Annotated in this window: 19 protein-coding genes; 13 read left to right on the forward strand and 6 right to left on the reverse strand. The window is 56.5% G+C overall.

The window, feature by feature from the left end:
- Nucleotides 1-12: 12 nt before the first annotated feature.
- From ACR0CE_RS15035 to ACR0CE_RS15050, 4 genes are read left to right on the forward strand one after another with little or no spacing between them, the layout of a single operon-like run.
- Nucleotides 13-1,140: an ABC transporter ATP-binding protein gene (locus ACR0CE_RS15035; protein ID WP_480484142.1), complete on the forward strand. Its 1,128-nt coding sequence runs from the start codon at nt 13-15 to the stop codon at nt 1,138-1,140.
- A complete protein-coding gene (locus tag ACR0CE_RS15040) occupies nt 1,140-2,030 on the forward strand; it encodes an ABC transporter permease subunit (RefSeq protein ID WP_480484141.1) in 891 nt (296 codons plus the stop codon). Before ACR0CE_RS15035 ends, ACR0CE_RS15040 begins: the two co-directional genes overlap by 1 nt.
- Nucleotides 2,027-2,845 (forward strand): ABC transporter permease, encoded by an 819-nt coding sequence (locus tag ACR0CE_RS15045; RefSeq protein WP_480474178.1) that lies wholly within the window; start codon nt 2,027-2,029, stop codon nt 2,843-2,845. Before ACR0CE_RS15040 ends, ACR0CE_RS15045 begins: the two co-directional genes overlap by 4 nt.
- Nucleotides 2,842-4,146, forward strand: a complete 1,305-nt coding sequence (locus ACR0CE_RS15050) for an NAD(P)/FAD-dependent oxidoreductase (RefSeq protein ID WP_480833081.1) — start codon at nt 2,842-2,844, stop codon at nt 4,144-4,146. The genes ACR0CE_RS15045 and ACR0CE_RS15050 overlap by 4 nt, the downstream gene beginning before the upstream one ends.
- Here the strand turns inward: ACR0CE_RS15050 and ACR0CE_RS15055 are convergent.
- Genes ACR0CE_RS15055 through ACR0CE_RS15065 form a run of 3 tightly spaced genes read right to left on the reverse strand, consistent with a single transcriptional unit; the run spans nt 4,139 to nt 6,986 of the window.
- Nucleotides 4,139-5,026, reverse strand: a complete 888-nt coding sequence (locus ACR0CE_RS15055; protein ID WP_480484139.1) for a phosphotransferase — start codon at nt 5,024-5,026, stop codon at nt 4,139-4,141. The two genes, ACR0CE_RS15050 and ACR0CE_RS15055, sit on opposite strands and share 8 nt — an antisense overlap.
- A 50-nt stretch (nt 5,027-5,076) precedes the next feature.
- Nucleotides 5,077-5,739, reverse strand: coding sequence for a flagellar hook capping FlgD N-terminal domain-containing protein (locus ACR0CE_RS15060; protein WP_480833082.1), 663 nt, complete (start codon nt 5,737-5,739; stop codon nt 5,077-5,079).
- 2 nt (nt 5,740-5,741) lie between these two features.
- Nucleotides 5,742-6,986, reverse strand: a complete 1,245-nt coding sequence (locus ACR0CE_RS15065; RefSeq protein WP_480833083.1) for a flagellar hook-length control protein FliK — start codon at nt 6,984-6,986, stop codon at nt 5,742-5,744.
- Nucleotides 6,987-7,096: 110 nt separating this feature from the next.
- Between ACR0CE_RS15065 and ACR0CE_RS15070 the strand changes: the two genes are divergently transcribed.
- From ACR0CE_RS15070 to ACR0CE_RS15095, 6 genes are all read left to right on the forward strand, one after another.
- Nucleotides 7,097-7,372: a rod-binding protein gene (locus ACR0CE_RS15070; protein ID WP_480484136.1), complete on the forward strand. Its 276-nt coding sequence runs from the start codon at nt 7,097-7,099 to the stop codon at nt 7,370-7,372.
- The gene (locus ACR0CE_RS15075) at nt 7,362-7,721 is read left to right on the forward strand and encodes a flagellar biosynthesis protein FlgN (protein WP_480484135.1); all 360 of its coding nucleotides are present in this window, start codon (nt 7,362-7,364) and stop codon (nt 7,719-7,721) included. Before ACR0CE_RS15070 ends, ACR0CE_RS15075 begins: the two co-directional genes overlap by 11 nt.
- 210 nt (nt 7,722-7,931) lie before the next feature.
- A complete protein-coding gene (locus ACR0CE_RS15080) occupies nt 7,932-9,143 on the forward strand; it encodes a flagellin N-terminal helical domain-containing protein (RefSeq protein WP_209505009.1) in 1,212 nt (403 codons plus the stop codon).
- 77 nt (nt 9,144-9,220) lie between these two features.
- A complete protein-coding gene (flaF, locus tag ACR0CE_RS15085) occupies nt 9,221-9,595 on the forward strand; it encodes a flagellar biosynthesis regulator FlaF (protein WP_267366590.1) in 375 nt (124 codons plus the stop codon).
- Nucleotides 9,595-9,996 (forward strand): flagellar biosynthesis repressor FlbT, encoded by a 402-nt coding sequence (flbT, locus tag ACR0CE_RS15090; RefSeq protein ID WP_480833084.1) that lies wholly within the window; start codon nt 9,595-9,597, stop codon nt 9,994-9,996. Before flaF ends, flbT begins: the two co-directional genes overlap by 1 nt.
- Nucleotides 9,993-10,787, forward strand: coding sequence for a DUF1217 domain-containing protein (locus tag ACR0CE_RS15095; protein ID WP_480833085.1), 795 nt, complete (start codon nt 9,993-9,995; stop codon nt 10,785-10,787). Before flbT ends, ACR0CE_RS15095 begins: the two co-directional genes overlap by 4 nt.
- Before the next feature lie 76 nt (nt 10,788-10,863).
- Here ACR0CE_RS15095 and ACR0CE_RS15100 read toward each other — a convergent pair whose 3' ends face one another.
- From ACR0CE_RS15100 to ACR0CE_RS15110, 3 genes are all read right to left on the reverse strand, one after another.
- Nucleotides 10,864-12,438 (reverse strand): DUF427 domain-containing protein, encoded by a 1,575-nt coding sequence (locus ACR0CE_RS15100; protein WP_480484132.1) that lies wholly within the window; start codon nt 12,436-12,438, stop codon nt 10,864-10,866.
- A gap of 104 nt (nt 12,439-12,542) precedes the next feature.
- The gene (locus tag ACR0CE_RS15105; protein WP_267365085.1) at nt 12,543-13,244 is read right to left on the reverse strand and encodes a winged helix-turn-helix domain-containing protein; all 702 of its coding nucleotides are present in this window, start codon (nt 13,242-13,244) and stop codon (nt 12,543-12,545) included.
- Entirely contained in the window at nt 13,216-13,503 is a 288-nt protein-coding gene (locus ACR0CE_RS15110) for a hypothetical protein (RefSeq protein WP_480484131.1), read from the reverse strand. Before ACR0CE_RS15110 ends, ACR0CE_RS15105 begins: the two co-directional genes overlap by 29 nt.
- Before the next feature lie 176 nt (nt 13,504-13,679).
- On the opposite strand from ACR0CE_RS15110, the gene ACR0CE_RS15115 reads away from it, so the two are divergent.
- From ACR0CE_RS15115 to ACR0CE_RS15125, 3 genes are all read left to right on the forward strand, one after another.
- Nucleotides 13,680-14,138, forward strand: coding sequence for a hypothetical protein (locus tag ACR0CE_RS15115; RefSeq protein WP_209505002.1), 459 nt, complete (start codon nt 13,680-13,682; stop codon nt 14,136-14,138).
- A 110-nt stretch (nt 14,139-14,248) separates the two neighbouring features.
- On the forward strand, nt 14,249-14,866 hold the full coding sequence (locus tag ACR0CE_RS15120; protein ID WP_480555014.1) for a ribonuclease HII: 618 nt from the start codon (nt 14,249-14,251) through the stop codon (nt 14,864-14,866).
- A gap of 107 nt (nt 14,867-14,973) precedes the next feature.
- Nucleotides 14,974-16,077: a DNA methyltransferase gene (locus tag ACR0CE_RS15125; RefSeq protein WP_480484129.1), complete on the forward strand. Its 1,104-nt coding sequence runs from the start codon at nt 14,974-14,976 to the stop codon at nt 16,075-16,077.
- Nucleotides 16,078-16,190 lie beyond the last annotated feature (113 nt).

A 16,190-nucleotide genomic window follows, 5' to 3' on the forward strand; every position in this document is an offset into this window, starting at 1 on the left:
ACGAGGGCCGTAGTGAATTCTGACGTCTTTGCGCCATGGGATGACCCGCAGGCGAAACCCTTGATCCAGTTCCGAAACGTGACCAAGCGTTTTGGTGAATTTACTGCCATCGACAACCTGTCTCTGGATATCTTCGAGCGAGAGTTCTTTGCCCTGCTTGGTCCGTCTGGATGTGGCAAAACGACGATGATGCGGATGCTGGCCGGGTTCGAAACACCGACCGAAGGCCAAATCCTGCTTGGGGGGAAGGATATCGACCCGATCCCGCCCAACAAGCGGGCCGTGAACATGATGTTCCAGTCCTATGCCCTTTTTCCTCATCTTAGCGTCTGGGAAAACATCGCCTTTGGCTTGCGCCGGGACAGAATGCCCAAACACGATCTGGAAGACCGGGTCGAAGAGATGCTGCGCCTGACCCGGCTTGAACAGTTCGCCCGCCGCAAACCGCATCAGATATCGGGTGGGCAGAGGCAGCGTGTGGCGCTGGCGCGCTCACTTGCCAAAGCGCCCAAGCTTTTGCTGCTGGATGAACCGCTGGGCGCGCTGGACAAGAAGTTGCGCCAGGATACCCAATTCGAACTGATGGATATTCAGGAAAAAACCGGCACCACATTCGTGATCGTTACGCACGATCAGGAAGAGGCCATGACAGTCGCCAGCCGTGTGGCGGTGATGGATCAGGGTCAGCTTATGCAGGTTGCCACTCCGGACCGGATTTATGAGAACCCCGCCTCGGTCTATGTCGCTGATTTCATCGGGGACGTGAACATCATCGAAGGGCGCGCGACATCTGTCGGAGAGGATACCTATCAGGTAGACTGGGCCGAAGGGCAAGCGCCGCTGACCGCCGCATCAGCGAAGAACTTTGAAAAAAGTCAGTTTTGCCATCTGGCGATCCGCCCGGAAAAAGTGACAATCTCGGCCGAGCGTCCGGCAGATGCAGTGAATGCGGTGCAAGGCAAGGTTCATGACATCGCGTATCTGGGCAATCTGTCCACTTACCACGTTGAGTTGGCAAACGGCACAATCATCAAGGCACAGACGGCCAACACCCGCCGCATCTCGCGCCGTTCATTCACCTGGGAAGACCCGGTCTGGCTGTCCTGGACGGCCACGGCTGCGGTTCTGCTGGCCGACTGATGCGCCGCGCTGTTCTGATCGCCATACCTTATGTCTGGCTGTTGGCGCTGTTCATGGTGCCATTCTTCATCGTTCTGAAGATTTCGCTGTCGGACACCGCGCTTGCGATCCCGCCCTATACACCGACACTGGATTTTTCAGCTGGTTGGTCGGGGATCAAAGAGTTCTTCAGCCAGCTTGATCTTGAAAACTTCATCTGGCTGACCGAGGACGACCTGTACTGGAAAGCGTATCTGTCCAGCGTCAAGATCGCTTTGATCTCAACCTTCCTGACTTTGCTGGTTGGCTACCCCATCGCCTATGGCATGGCCCGTGCGCCCGAGGAATGGCGGCCAACACTGATGATGCTGGTGATCCTGCCTTTCTGGACGTCATTCCTGATCCGGGTCTATGCGTGGATGGGCATTCTGTCGAATGAAGGGTACCTTAACCAACTGCTTCTGTGGACGGGCATCATTTCGACGCCTTTGACGATCCTGAACACCTCGACTGCCGTCTATATCGGTATTGTCTACACTTATCTTCCGTTCATGATCCTGCCGATCTATTCGTCATTGGAACGCATGGATGGTTCGTTGATCGAGGCGGCCGAGGATTTGGGTTGCTCGAGGGCACAAGCCTTCTGGCTGGTCACCATTCCACTGTCCAGACCGGGCATCATCGCAGGTTGTTTTCTGGTGATGATCCCCGTGATCGGTGAGTTTGTGATCCCGTCACTACTGGGTGGGTCCGGCACGTTGATGATCGGCAAGGTTCTGTGGGAAGAGTTTTTCTCGAACCGAGACTGGCCCGTGGCAAGTGCTGTCGCGATCGTGCTGTTGCTTATTCTGGTCGTTCCCATTGTGCTGTTCCAGCGCAACCAGCAGAAACAGGCGGAGGCTGACGGATGAACAGATTAAGCTGGTTCAATACAGTTTCGCTGACGCTGGGTTTTGCGTTCCTCTATATTCCGATGATCATCCTGATCATCTTCAGCTTTAACGAAAGCAAGCTGGTCACGGTCTGGGCCGGGTTTTCGACCAAATGGTATGGCGAACTGGTTCAGAACGAGGCATTTCTGGATGCCGCGTGGGTCACGGTCCGGGTTGCGGTGTTTTCTTCGACACTGGCAACGATTCTGGGGACTGCGGCCGCTTATGTGCTGGTTCGGGGCAAGCGGTTCTTTGGCCGGACACTGTTTTCCGGCATGATCTACGCGCCACTTGTGATGCCCGAGGTGATCACCGGCCTGTCGCTGTTGTTGCTGTTTATCGGGATCGGGCTGGACCGGGGTATCCTGACAATCGTTCTGGCTCACACAACATTTTCGATGTGTTTTGTCTCGGTTGTCGTCTCGTCACGGCTTGTGACATTCGACAAATCGCTGGAAGAAGCCGCTTTGGATCTGGGTTGTTCACCCGCGCAGGCCTTTGGTCTGGTCACCCTGCCGATCATCGCGCCTGCGGTAATCTCGGGCTGGCTGCTGGCTTTCACATTGTCGCTGGATGATCTGGTTATAGCGTCGTTCACATCGGGCCCGTCGGCGACGACCCTGCCGATCAAGATCTTTTCGGCCGTGCGGCTGGGCGTCAGCCCCGAGATAAACGCGCTGTCGACGATTATGATCGCGGTCGTGACGGTTGGGGTGATAACGGCCTCACTTGTGACCAAGCGCGCCATGATGCGTCAACGGCAGGACGAGCAGGCCGCTGCGCGCACCGAATGAAACGGATATTTCCCGAATACACCTATGGTGCGGGTCCTCGTGATGGTTGCTGGTGGGACGAGACCATTGCAAACCCGAACTGGCCAGAGTTTCAGGGCGATCTGAACGTTGATGTCGCCATCGTCGGTGGCGGCTTTACAGGGGTCTCAGCGGCTTTGCATCTGGCTGAAAACGCGACCTCGGTTGCTGTGCTCGAGGCAGGCCCACCGGGGTGGGGCGCATCAGGTCGCAATGGCGGTTTCTGCTGTCTTGGCGGGTCAAAGCTTGGGCAAAAGTCCATGGTGCGCCGCTATGGCCGCGAAGCGGCGCAAGCCTATGAGACGGCTGAACAGGATGCGGTCCAGCTTGTTGCCGATCTGCTGGCGCGGCATCGGATAGATGCCGATACGCATTCCAACGGTGAGACTCAACTGGCCCATTCGCGGCATGCGATGGATGTCCTGCGCCGATACGCGGACGAGACCGGCATTCTGCACCAAGCCGCCGAATTACCAGCGCTCGGTATGGGTGGTGCATTTTTTGGTGGGTATACTCTGCCGGTTGGCTTCGGGTTCAATCCCCGGAAATACCTGTTCGGGCTGGCAAGCGCTGCGGCAGCTTCGGGAGCGAATTTCTTCCAGAACAGCCCCGTTCTGAACATTGAAAAAACGACGTCCGGCTTCAGGCTGCAAACAAGCGCGGGGCAGGTTAACGCACAGGTCGTGCTGATTTGTACCAACGGGTATTCCAGCGAAGACATCCCCGATTGGATGTCCGGACGCTATTTGCCTGCGCAATCGACCGTGATGGTAACACGCCCACTTAGCCAGGCAGAACTATTGGCGCAGGGCTGGAACTCGGACCAGATATGTTACGACACGCGCAATCTTCTGCACTATTTTCGCCTGATGCCGGATGGGCGCTTTTTGTTCGGAATGAGAGGCGGCTTGTTGTCGTCGCCCCGGTCCGAGGCCGCGATCCGGGCAAAGGTTCAACAGGATTTCAAACGCATGTTCCCGGCCTGGGCAGCGGTTGAGGCGACTCATATCTGGTCGGGGATGGTGTGCCTTTCGCGAAGCCTGATGCCTTATGTCGGTGCCGTGCCCAAGCAGCCAGGCATGTTTGCCGGATTTGCGTATCATGGCAACGGCGTCGCTATGGGGACTTACAGCGGGCGCGCATTGGCGCGGCTGGCATTGGGCAAAGAGGCCCACTTGCCAGCCCCGATGAGGCAAACTCCTGAACGGTTTCCGATGGGCCGCTGGCGTCGCGCATTGATGCCACCGGCATACGCCCTCTTTGCGCTTTCCGACCTCAGGTAAACTCAATCGGTTTCAGGATTTCGATTTCCAGTTTCAACCCTTCGGAATAGTCGGGTGCACCGTTTTCTGCGCGCCACAGGCAATAAGCGGCCATGCGCCAAGCATACCATGGCTTGAGCCGTTGATAACGGGCAACAATCTCGGGTCTGCGATAGGCGGACAGAAACTGAACTTCTTCCGCGTCCGACAATGGTGAGCCCCGGTACAACCTTTGCATTGCCGGGGACAGAAACAGCGCAAGGTCTTCGCACGGGTCGCCAAAGGCCGGGCATTGCCAGTCGATCAAGGTCAGGCCGCGGGACGCGACCAGAATATTTCCAGCGACCGGATCGCCATGGATCAGGCAAGTCTTGGTCGTGGGGGGGACGGATATCGAAGGTTGCAGTTTTGCCAGTTCGTTTCGGGTTTCTGACCTGCACCCTTGCAGAATTCTGTGCCCATGGGCCATCAGGTCCGCGCTGCCGTTACACCCGGCGGGCGCTGGAATGGTGTTGGGCAGCGAGTGCAACCTGCGCAGCAGTTCACCAACCTTGTCCGACCCATTCCGCCAAGGTGTTCCGGGTGCGTGGTCGTAAAACACCCAATGCGCGTTCCTGTGCTGTCCTGCGGCGCGAAGCCTTGGTACAAATCCGGTCGGACCAAGCGCCTTGAGGCAGAGGGCTTCCAGCTTTGCATCATTTCGAAACAGGGGGTTGCGTAAGGTCGGGCTGTAGAGCTTCAGTACTTTGTCGCCGTTGTCCCCCAGCACTTTCCACACCCTGTTGGTCCGACCACCATACAGGATTTCGAACTGCGCGTACATGTTGACCAACCCCATAGTGCTGAGGTGTTCAACCAGATCATGAGGGGGGGCAGGCAGGTCGGGCAGAGGTCTTTTCACTTCTTCTGGCGAGTCGAGTTGCCAACCTTTGGCCCGTACTGCCTGACAGATCAAGCGCCCGTTCGGACCGCAGTGACCAGATCTGCGGAAATCACTTGACCACCTTGCAGGGTCAGCAGAACAGCATCCTCTCCCACCTGCGCTTCGACAACGCGGTTATAGGCAGCGACCGGTTTCTCGGAAATCAGCCGGTCATTCTTGTAGCTTTCCAGCGTCGCGGTGTAGTTGCCAGTAGCCATCGGATCGCCTGAGGAACTCACACCTGCCCAAGCAAACTCCGTCGCTGTTGTGGGAACAGAAACCGTGTCGACGACTGTGCCTTCATGATCACGGATCACCAGTCTGGTTGCGTCCGCGTCAGAATCCGCGTTCGAGAACAGGGTCACCGGCTGGCCGTTGAAATGGAAACCCGAGGCAGATCGGACGTCCATTCCGACCCAGCTTGCAAGGTCGTTCAGATTGACACTGCCAAGCGTGCTGGTCAGGGCGGAAAGCAGGTCATTGGTTTGAACCTGTTGTTCAACCATCGAAAATTGCGCAAGTTGCGATGCGTATTCGGTTGAATCCATCGGCTCCAGCGGGTCCTGATTCTGGGCCTGCGCGGTCAGCATCAGCAGAAACGTTTCGAAATCCGAGGTGATCGCAGAACTCCGGGACGGACCGGCAGTTTGCTGAGAGGTGGCAGCCTGTGTGGCGGTGACGGGTGTGATCATTTTCAATATCTCATATCGATGCCCCTGACCGGAGCAGGAGTTTGTGGAAGCGGCGTGGCTTGAGCGAGGTGTACGTTCTGAACCGGTTCGGATTCCGGTGCGGCCTGAGCGTCGAATTCATCTGTCCACTGATCCCGTGCACCTGAATCCGACGGAGTCCCCAGATCAATGCTCAGGTTTCCATAGCCCAGTTTCTGAAACTCCTCCGTAAGAACGGACAGGTGGCGGCGCAAAAGCTCCATCGTGTCCGGGCGTTCGGTTGCGATTGTCATCTGTAGCCCGTCATCCCGACCGTTCAGCACAATGGATACGCGCCCCAATTCTTCGGGGCTTAGCGAGATTTCCATGATGCCGGTTCCCGGTCGGGTCTGAATCGTTGCCGCCAATTGCCCGGCTATGGCACGGGCAATTTCAGCACGGGCGAACGGAGAGGGCATCGCCGAGTGTTGTGCCACCTCGCGGGGGGCTTGCTGAACGGGTTCGTCTAAGGCGATGGGCACAGAGTCAACCTCATGAACCGGTGCCGCCTGTTCCGCTTCGATTGAGTTGAGGATCAGTTGAAGCTGCGCAACGGGTGTCGCGCGGTTTGGATTTGTCGGATTGGGCGTGGCAGCGACTTCCGCTGTCTCGGGCGCCGTCTTTGCGCTTTCAAGGAGGGGTTCGGCTTTCAACCCGCCTGTCTGGTCCTTTGATCGGGTTGGCTGGCTCAGCACAGGCAAAGCCTCTGAGGGTTTTTGGGCTGGCGTGACCTGGGTCGAAGCGGTGTGAACCTGCTCTTCGATTGGTTGCCCGGGCACAAAGGGTTGAATGTCGGTCTGACGGGGCAAACCCGTTGACGCAACGGTTTGTTCCGGTTCTGTCGTACCCGTTGCGGGGATATCCGCTGCGGCAGGAACAAACGGCGCGGGATGCACTGTATCTGCCCCAGGCGTTTCGGATGTCCCGGCCATTTCGGTCTGCGATGAAATGTTGTTTGCCAACTCTGGTGCCCGAGGTGAAATCTCCTCGACAGATGCCTCAGCCGTGTTTGACAGAACGGCCTCAACCTCAATCTCGGCAGTTTCGTCGGTGGTTTCGATAGAAGTGGCCAAAGTCGTGGTGCCGGGGAGAGGATGTGTTTGGTTTCCCTGTTCAAGGATGTCCTCGAAACTGTCCGCCCCGGCAGTACGACCCGGTTCTTTGGCGGGCGAATTGGGTTTCGCAGTTGCTGTTGGCGCTGCGGCCGCCAGCGTTAGTGGGTTGGGCATTTTGCTCTGGCTCCGTGTGATTGATCAGAACTCTGCCCGCAGGAAGTTACGTTTATTTTAACCGCTTTCACCTTTGATCGAGAAAGTTCGAAGCATTTTCGGAGAAAACCATGCACGTCTCAGCAATTTCCCAGGTGGCTCAAACGCCATTGGCCCAGACACGACTGAAAGACGCGGCCATAGAGTTGGAGGCCGCATTCCTCAGCGAAATGATGAAGTCGGCCGGATTGGGCAAAACGCGCCAGTCTTTTGGAGGAGGAGCCGGTGAAGACCAGTTCTCTTCGTTTCTTGTTCAGCATCAGGCACGCGAACTGGCCCGGGCTGGAGGGGTGGGTTTGTCAGAAATTCTGCTGAAATCACTGATGGAGAAAACCGATGACATCTGAAGTCGACATGGCACTGATCAAATCTCTGGAAGAAGTTCTGGATCTGGAGCGTGCGGCGCTTGTCCAGGGCGATCTGGATCGCCTGACGCATATGGTGCCGGAAAAAGAAAAACTGATCGGCGCGATCAACGACCTTCAGGTGATTGACAGCGATGCATTGGTTCGAGTGCAGCAGAAAGTCGAACGCAATCAGGCATTGCTGAACAGTGCCGCCGACGGGATTCGGGCCGTCGCCAGCCGCATGGCTGAACTGCGACGGGTTCGGCAGGAATTCAGCACGTACGGCGCGGATGGGCAACGAAGTGAGTTTTCCGTTCGAAATACGGCAAAGCTGGAAAAACGCGCATAGGCTTGGGTTTGATTCAAATCTGAAACACCTGGTTCGGGCGTTTTAGCACTCCGTTAGGGGATCGGGCTCAAAAGTGATGCTGCACCTGGAAACATCAGGTGGCGCGAACAGCCACGCGGCGCGTCGCACAAGTCAGAAAGACACCAATGCCCGCAGATATTGTGGGGTGAACATGGGCGAAAATCGCCCGAAGGCAAAAGGATAAAAGCTATGTCCAGCATTCTGACAAACAATGGCGCGATGGTTGCGCTGCAAACTCTCAAGTCGGTCAACAAGAACCTGGCGATGACCCAGAACGCGATTTCGACCGGTAAGGACGTCGCGACAGCCAAGGACAACTCAGCGGTTTGGGCGATCTCGAAAGTGATGGAGTCCGACGTCAAGGGCTTTAACGCGATCAAAGACAGCCTCGCGCTGGGCGAATCGACTGTTGCGGTTGCGCGAAATGCGTCTGAAACTGTCACCGACCTGTTGACCCAGATGAAAAGCAAGATCGTCGCGGCGCAGGAAGACAACGTTGATCGCGGTAAGATCAATGACGATGTGACCGCACTGAAGGATCAGATCGCATCGGTTGTCAGCGCGGCCCAGTTCAACGGTCTGAACCTTGTTGACGGCTCAACCGGCTCTGCATCGATCCTCGCATCGCTGGATCGGGACAACACCGGGGCGGTGACTGCGTCGTCAATCTCAGTCTCGGGGCAGAACCTGTCGACCGGTGGATATGTCACCAAACAGGTTTTCGACGGCTCTACCGGCGCATCGACCGGCAATGACCGCGTGGGGGCAACCATTGACAATGGTGCAACGGCCGCGACGGCGTTGGTGACCGATGAATCCAGCGGTGCTTTCGCGGCCGGAGACAAGGTTGTCGTCGCCATTAACGATCAGGTTGTTTCCTATACCGTTTCCGCGGAAGATGCTGCTGCGACGACGACAGGTGACCTTGTTGCTGTCGGATTGAAATCGAAGATCGAAGAGCTGGGAATTACCGGCCTGACTGTCGATTACGACTCCGGCACTGCGGGTACGTTGTCGGTTACAAACGGCACAGGATCTGACATCTCGTTCTCGGCTCAGTTCGTGAATGCGGGTGCCGGTGGTTTGGGCGCGCTGGCAGGTATTGATGTGTCGACAGGTGCGGGGGCAACCGCTGCGTTGGCGGCTGTCGAATCGCTTATCGATACTTCGATTGATGCCTCGGCCGCCTTTGGCTCGGCGCAGGGTCGTATCGAGACCCAGAAAGAGTTCATTTCGAATCTCTCTGACTCGTTCAAATCCGGTATCGGTGCGCTGGTCGACGCTGACATGGAAGAAACCTCGGCGCGTTTGCAGGCCCTTCAGGTGCAGCAGCAGCTGGCAACACAGTCGCTTTCGATCGCCAACCAGGCGCCGCAGTCGATCCTGTCGCTGTTCCGCTAATACGCAACGCGGTCCGGGGCGCGGTTTTCGCGCCCCGGTCGTGACTATCTGACGACGGCTTTTTGGAAGGATTTCAAGTGACCCCGCAAACCCTCGCTCAATACACCTATGCGCAAGCCGCCGCGCCGACGCGAACGCCCCGTGACACTGAATATGAGGCAATTTCCAGAATTACACGGCGTCTCAAGGCGGCCACGGCGCGCAAGGCAACGGATTTCTCGGCGTTTGTTCAGGCCGTGCACGAGAACCGCCGGTTATGGGGGGTGCTGGCGACAGGTGTCGCGGATTCGGCAAACGCTTTGCCGAACGATATTCGCGCCAGGATTTTCTACCTTGCCGAGTTTACGGAACTGCACAGCAGCCGCATTTTGGCGGACGGCGCGTCCATCGAACCATTGCTTGAAATAAACACGGCGATTTTGCGCGGATTGCGCCAGATGAGGGCAACCTGATGAGCGGGCTGGTTTTGAAACTTGCCCCGAAGGAAAGGGTGCTGATCAATGGTGTTGTGATTGAAAACGGCGACCGCCGTGGCCGGTTTTCGATCATGACGCCGCAGGCCAATGTCCTGCGGTTGCGCGATGCGATACATCCGGATGAAGTAAATACTCCGGTGCGCCGTGTCTGCTATGCCGCGCAACTTGTTCTGTCCGGAGACATGGATCCGGCTCGGGCGCGTCAACACCTGTTGCGCAGCGTAGAAGAGCTGAGCCAGGTTTTTACGGATACAGACAGCCGTCGTGTATTGTCCGAGGCGACAGACGCGCTGGTGGCCGAGCAATACTATAAATGCCTCAAGTCACTTCGCTCGCTTCTCCCGCGCGAAGATCGGTTGATGGCCTATCAGCAATGAGCTTTCAACCTGTCATTCCGACCGGCGGGATCGTCGGCTGGCGGTTTCTGCAACGTACTTACCAAGGACAGTTTCAAAGTTTCTCGTCTTCGGCAGTGAATGAGAGGGAGACAAAGTATTTCCTGGACAACATTGCGAAAGTGAAGACCGCCGAACAGTTGGTTTCGGACCGCAGATTGTTGCAGGTCGCTTTGGGTGCCTTTGGGTTGGAAGGGGATGTGGATAACCGGTTCTTTATCCGGAAAATCCTGGAGGACGGAACACAGGCGGATGACGCTTTGTCCAATCGTTTGGCGGATAAACGGTACCGGGAGTTTTCGGATGCTTTCGGGTTTGGTCCGGGAGCTGTTCGAAAAACGGTGCTGGTCACAAAAATGGAAGAGATAGCTCAGGCCAGCCTGTCAGCGCGGTTTGAGATCGCGGTCGGACAGTCAGATGAGACGATGCGCATTTCGCTTTATGCCCAGCGCGAGCTGTCTGATCTGGCGAAAAGCGGAAGCAGTACAGATACGAAATGGTTCGATCTTATGGGGTTGCCACCACTGCGCAATATGATGGAAACGGCGCTTGGGCTGCCGCAGTCATTCGCCCAACTGGATATCGACAAACAATTGGTCGAGTTCAAAAGCCGGCTATTCCGTCTGACTGGATCGGATGATCTGGCACAGTTTTCCGACCAGAAGGCGGTTGAGAAACTGACCGACACCTATCTGGCCAGAAGTCAAATCGCGGGTCTTCAGAGTACGATTTCACCAGCGCAGACCGCTTTGATCCTGCTTCGGGCTGTGTGATCAGAAGACGTGGGGCAAAAGCCCGGGTCGCAATCTAGTACCCGACTTCTCTCGTTTGACCTGCACAAACCAAAAGTTAACCGTTCAAAATCTCGTCGGCTGTGGTTTGCAATGCGTAGCATATAACGGGTCTAGTCACGTTGTGCAGGTTGACCGCGCCCAATGGTAAGGCGTTGGAACAGGCAGGCTCAATATCTTCGGACACGACTATGCGATGGCCTTCGGTTTTCCCATATTCGCCCAACCGCGCTGCTATGTTGGCCGCTTGTCCAATAACCGTAAAATCAAGTCGTTCACGAGAGCCCACATTGCCATAGGTGACGCGCCCATAAGCCACGCCAATAGAACAGTCGCAATGTATGCCGGTACCTGCTTTGCGCAACTCTCCCAACGTTTCGACGATTTTGATTGCCGAGCGCTGGGCATTGGCACGGGCCGCGCTGGCGTTTTCATTGGCTGCCGGGAATACCGCCAGAACAGCGTCACCAATGAATTTCAGAACTTCACCTTCGTTTTCGTGAACGATACCCGAGACGGTTTCAAAGAACTCGTTCAAAACACTGATATATGTGCCCCGCCCTAGTTTCTCTTCGAGGCTTGTCGAGTTGCGGAGGTCACAGAACATGATTGCAGCGTCGATTTCATCCCCGTCACCGCGCCGGATCTCACCCCCCAACACGCGTGCGCCAGAGCGTTTTCCAACATATGTTTCCAGCAAAACCTGTGCATTCTCGCGTTGCATGAACACTTCATAAAAGCGTGCGATTACCGAAGAGCATTCGAATACAAGGCCCAGATTCTCGGTGGTGAACCCGTTGGGATGGTCACAGGTCAGGGTCAGAACGTTGGTCCGACCGTCAGAGAAGGGCAACGGCATCGCGACATAGTCGGTGGCACCCTTTGCCCGCAACTCCTCCATGATTGGGAAGCTGTAATGCGGGTTATCGTCGTTCAGTCTTTGCCGTACGCCGCCCAACCCGTTCGAGACATGGCGCAACGGGCTGTTGATGAAAGCCGGGTGATCATAGATTTCGTAGGTCGGGGCGCGGGTCAGAATCTCGTCCTGATCCTTTTCCCAGATATAGTGTTTGCCCGCGATCAGGGGGTGCAAGGACCATGCCAGAATGCTCAGCCGCTGGATGGCGATGCCGTGCTCCAGCATCTTCTCGGCCAATGCCTGGGTAAAGCTTTCGGGCGTGGTCGCGGCGGAAGCACCGCGCATCAGCCAGTCGATCAGTGGTCCGCTGATATTGCCGTCGTCAGGCTCGCGCAGGCGATTGTTGCCCAGGTCAATCCGGGTGTAGGCGCCGGACACAAACCCGATACAGCCCCGGATGTCCGCGCTTTCCGGCAGGGCTTGTTCATAAGCCCAGACGGAATTGGTCAGGGGCCCCGAGGCCAGTTGGATGTCGTGGTAAGTGGCGGTGCCTTTGAACGGGCAGAATGTTTGCAGGTCTGTTTCTTCGCTCAGATCCACACATACATCTGCGCGGGGAACGTAAATCGTTGGCGGCAAACGCGTTTCATACATCACCTTTGCGTTTGTGCTTTCAGCCAGAAGAATGTCGTTCCGGTAAATGGCAATCCTGCCTTCCAGCGGCTCAACTGAGATTCCATATCCATTCATCTGTGGCGCGGCGTGGACGTTCATAAGCGACCTCCTCTGCCTGGGGTTTGTTTAGAATGGGGCTTTCCACCTGACATTCCAAGAGGCTGCAACGGGAATTTACCGGGCGCGAGCGACGCGCCAAAACGTCAGACCATTTGAATGACGTCCTTCTCGATCGACAGCATATACCCCTTCTTGGCAATATTCTTGACCAGCAGTTCGCTGACCATCTGGTTGCCAAGCGCGTCGCGCAACCGCTTGATCCGTGTTGCGCCCGCGGCTTCGTCACAATCGGCGGCATCGCGACCGGAAATCATGGCCTCGATCTGGGCGCCGGACAATACCTCGTCATCCAACCGGGATTCCGCCAGAATCGACAAGGTTTCCATCGCGGCGGGCGTCAGTTTGAAATCCATGTTGTTAAGGTAGACAGTGTTTTCTTCGCGACTGATCAGCAGCGACGTTACCTGAATGCCGGTACGTTCGATCTGTGCCATGCGCCGGTTCAACAAGACCAGCATCACCAGAAAGACCAGTGCCGAGATCATCATCGCACTGGCAAAAACCAGCAGCACATAAATCACCATCCGATAACTGGACAGGGTGTCGGCAAAGGCGGTGCCAGACTGGGCCAGAATTTCAAGCAGACGAATCTCGGTCTGTGACGTCAGATCGGCCTCGACAAACAACCGCTCGACACGTGCGTTGAACGCATTTGCGTCCGGCAAGGTCCAGAACAGGAAAACGGCAGCGGTGATCAGAATGACGACAATGGCCGCGATGCCCAGCACAACCAGCCGGACACCCGACCGGCGTGCATCAGAAACGGAGATAGAATTGTCCGGCATTGCCTTTCCTCTGATCCAACCCTTCCGGCCCGAAAACGGACTGCACCTCAAGCAAGGTCCAACCTGATGCGTTCAGGCGCTGGGCGATTTCTGCCCGGGCCTGCCCCTTGTCGCAACTTGTGACCTGCATGACGCCGTAATGCAAACGCAGCGGGTTGTCCTTCTTGGCTTTGTAGTCCGCGTAACAATCTGCCGCTGTCGCAGCAGAACCAAGCGATAACAGGGCCGCAAAGGTCAGAGAAGAGAGGATCTGTTTCATAGGCCGCATCCTGCGCATGAGTTGTCGCGATATTCAATAACCCAAGGGGTTTGCGGCACCTGATATCCGATAACACCGGGCCGTTATTGCTTGTCTGGGGCAGGTGCTCCCACTTTCAGGGCAATCAGCACGCGGTCCGTCATGCGGTCGCACGAACATCCGAAAGGACAGGCATCATGCATAAGAAATTCATCGCTTTAATCATTGCGGCCGCAGTTGCGATTACCGGTGTGTCGGCTTCTCAGGCGAAGGCGGCCGACGCAAAGGACATTCTTGGAGGGTTGGCGGCCATCGCAATTATCGGTGCCGGCGTTCATTACTATAACAAGGAAAAGAAAAAGGATCGGGCGACGCGTCAACAGACCTATACCCATACACCATATGTGGCGCAGCCAGTGCGCCCGTTGCCGCCGCATGTGGCGCGTTACGACCTGCCCCAGCGCTGCCTGCGCACCTATGATGGGTATTCGCAGGATCATCCACTGCTTGGGCCGAAATGCCTTGAAAAACACTACAAACATGCCAATAGCCTGCCGCAAGAGTGCAAGGTCGGTTTCTGGAATGGCAAAAAGGTCAGGCAGGCTTATGAACCTGCATGCCTGCGCCAGAAGGGATACCGCGTCGTTTATCAGTAGTTTGGGTTGAGCAGGAACGGTGCCACAGAAGTGCCATGAGAGAGAGGGTGGTGTGGGCCGCCCTCTCTTTTCTTCTTGCGGTACTGCGCGAAACGCGGTTTTCCAAGGGCATGACAATGCCGACTTTCGAACTTGAGCAGGCGCTACTGGACATGGGCCACATCCGTATCGCAGGTGTGGATGAGGTCGGGCGCGGCCCATTGGCCGGGCCGGTTGTGGCTGCCGCCGTGATTCTGAACCCGCAGCACTTTCCTGATGGCCTGAATGACTCAAAAAAGCTGACCGCAAAACGCCGGGCTGCGCTGGACGCTGAGATTCGAAACACTGCTGAGTTCGCGGTAGCCGAAGCTTCTGTCGCCGAAATTGATGAGGTCAATATCCTGAGGGCGTCGCACTTGGCGATGATGCGCGCGGTGGAGGCGTTGACCTCGGCACCTGATTTTGTGCTGATTGATGGCAACCTGATACCGCAGGGTCTGAGAATTCCGTCACAGGCCGTTGTGAAGGGCGATGCACGATCGGTGTCGATCGCGGCTGCTTCGATCCTGGCGAAAAACTGGCGCGATCAGGTGATGGTGGATTTAGCGCAACAGCATCCGGGTTATGGGTGGGAAACCAACGCAGGCTATCCGTCAAAACAACACAAGGAAGCGCTGCGAAATCTTGGCGTGACCCCACACCATAGGCGTTCGTTCAAACCGGTGCACAATATCTTGTATCAAGAGTAAATCGTAAGCTGCTGATTCAAAAAAGAATTTGACGGCGAATCGACTTTGACTCATCCTTGTCTCAACCAAATGAGCGCAAAAGCGCCGTGGACACTTGAGGCAGTGATATGACAACAACCACCAAAAAGGGCGCAAGAGCGCTCCCTTTAAACACGATTCTATCCGGGGACTGCATCGATGTGATGAACAGTCTGCCCGAGGCGTCAGTGGATCTGATTTTTGCGGACCCGCCGTATAACCTGCAATTGAAAGGTCAGTTGCATCGTCCGGATAATTCCCAGGTCGATGCGGTGGATGATCACTGGGATCAGTTCGCAAGCTTCGGGGCGTATGACCAGTTTACGCGCGAATGGCTGAAGGCGGCGCATCGTCTGCTGAAACCCAATGGTGCGATCTGGGTGATCGGGTCTTATCACAACATTTTCCGCGTGGGGTCAGCGCTGCAGGACGCCGGATACTGGATTCTGAACGACGTTGTGTGGCGTAAGTCGAACCCGATGCCGAATTTCCGCGGCAAACGGTTCACCAATGCGCATGAGACGATGATCTGGGCGTCCAAGCGCGAAGGCGCGAAATACACCTTCAACTATGAGGCGCTGAAAGCCCTGAACGAGGGTGTGCAAATGCGCAGCGACTGGGTGCTGCCGATCTGCACCGGGCATGAGCGGCTCAAGGATGAAAACGGCGACAAGGCGCATCCGACGCAAAAACCGGAATCGCTGTTGCACCGCGTGCTGGTCGGCTCGACCAACCCTGGCGATGTGGTGCTGGATCCGTTCTTTGGCACCGGCACCACCGGGGCCGTCGCCAAGATGCTGGGGCGCGAGTTCATTGGTATCGAGCGAGAGGAAAGCTATCGCAAGGTGGCTGAAAAACGCATCGCCAAGGTCCGCAAGTTTGATCGCGAAGCTCTGGAAGTCAGTGCCAGCAAACGTGCCGAGCCACGCGTGCCATTCGGCCAACTGGTCGAACGCGGGATGTTGCGCCCGGGTGAAGAGCTTTATTCCATGAACCAGCGCCACAAGGCAAAGGTGCGTGCGGATGGAACGCTGGTGGGTGACAATGTCAAAGGGTCAATCCATCAGGTCGGCGCGCATCTGGAAAACGCCCCGTCCTGCAACGGCTGGACATACTGGTGCTTCAAGCGGGACGGCAAGACCGTACCGATTGACATCTTGCGGCAACAGATCCGCGCAGAGATGCACAACTGAATTCACGAACACCGCCGGTGCCTGTGGCCTGACACATGGCACTATGCCTTGCCCCGCCGATCAACCGGCGGGGTCTTTTGTTTTGCCTTCAACAGTGATTGCATAAGGCTGCC

It is taken from the genome of Ruegeria sp. L11, assembly GCF_056531755.1.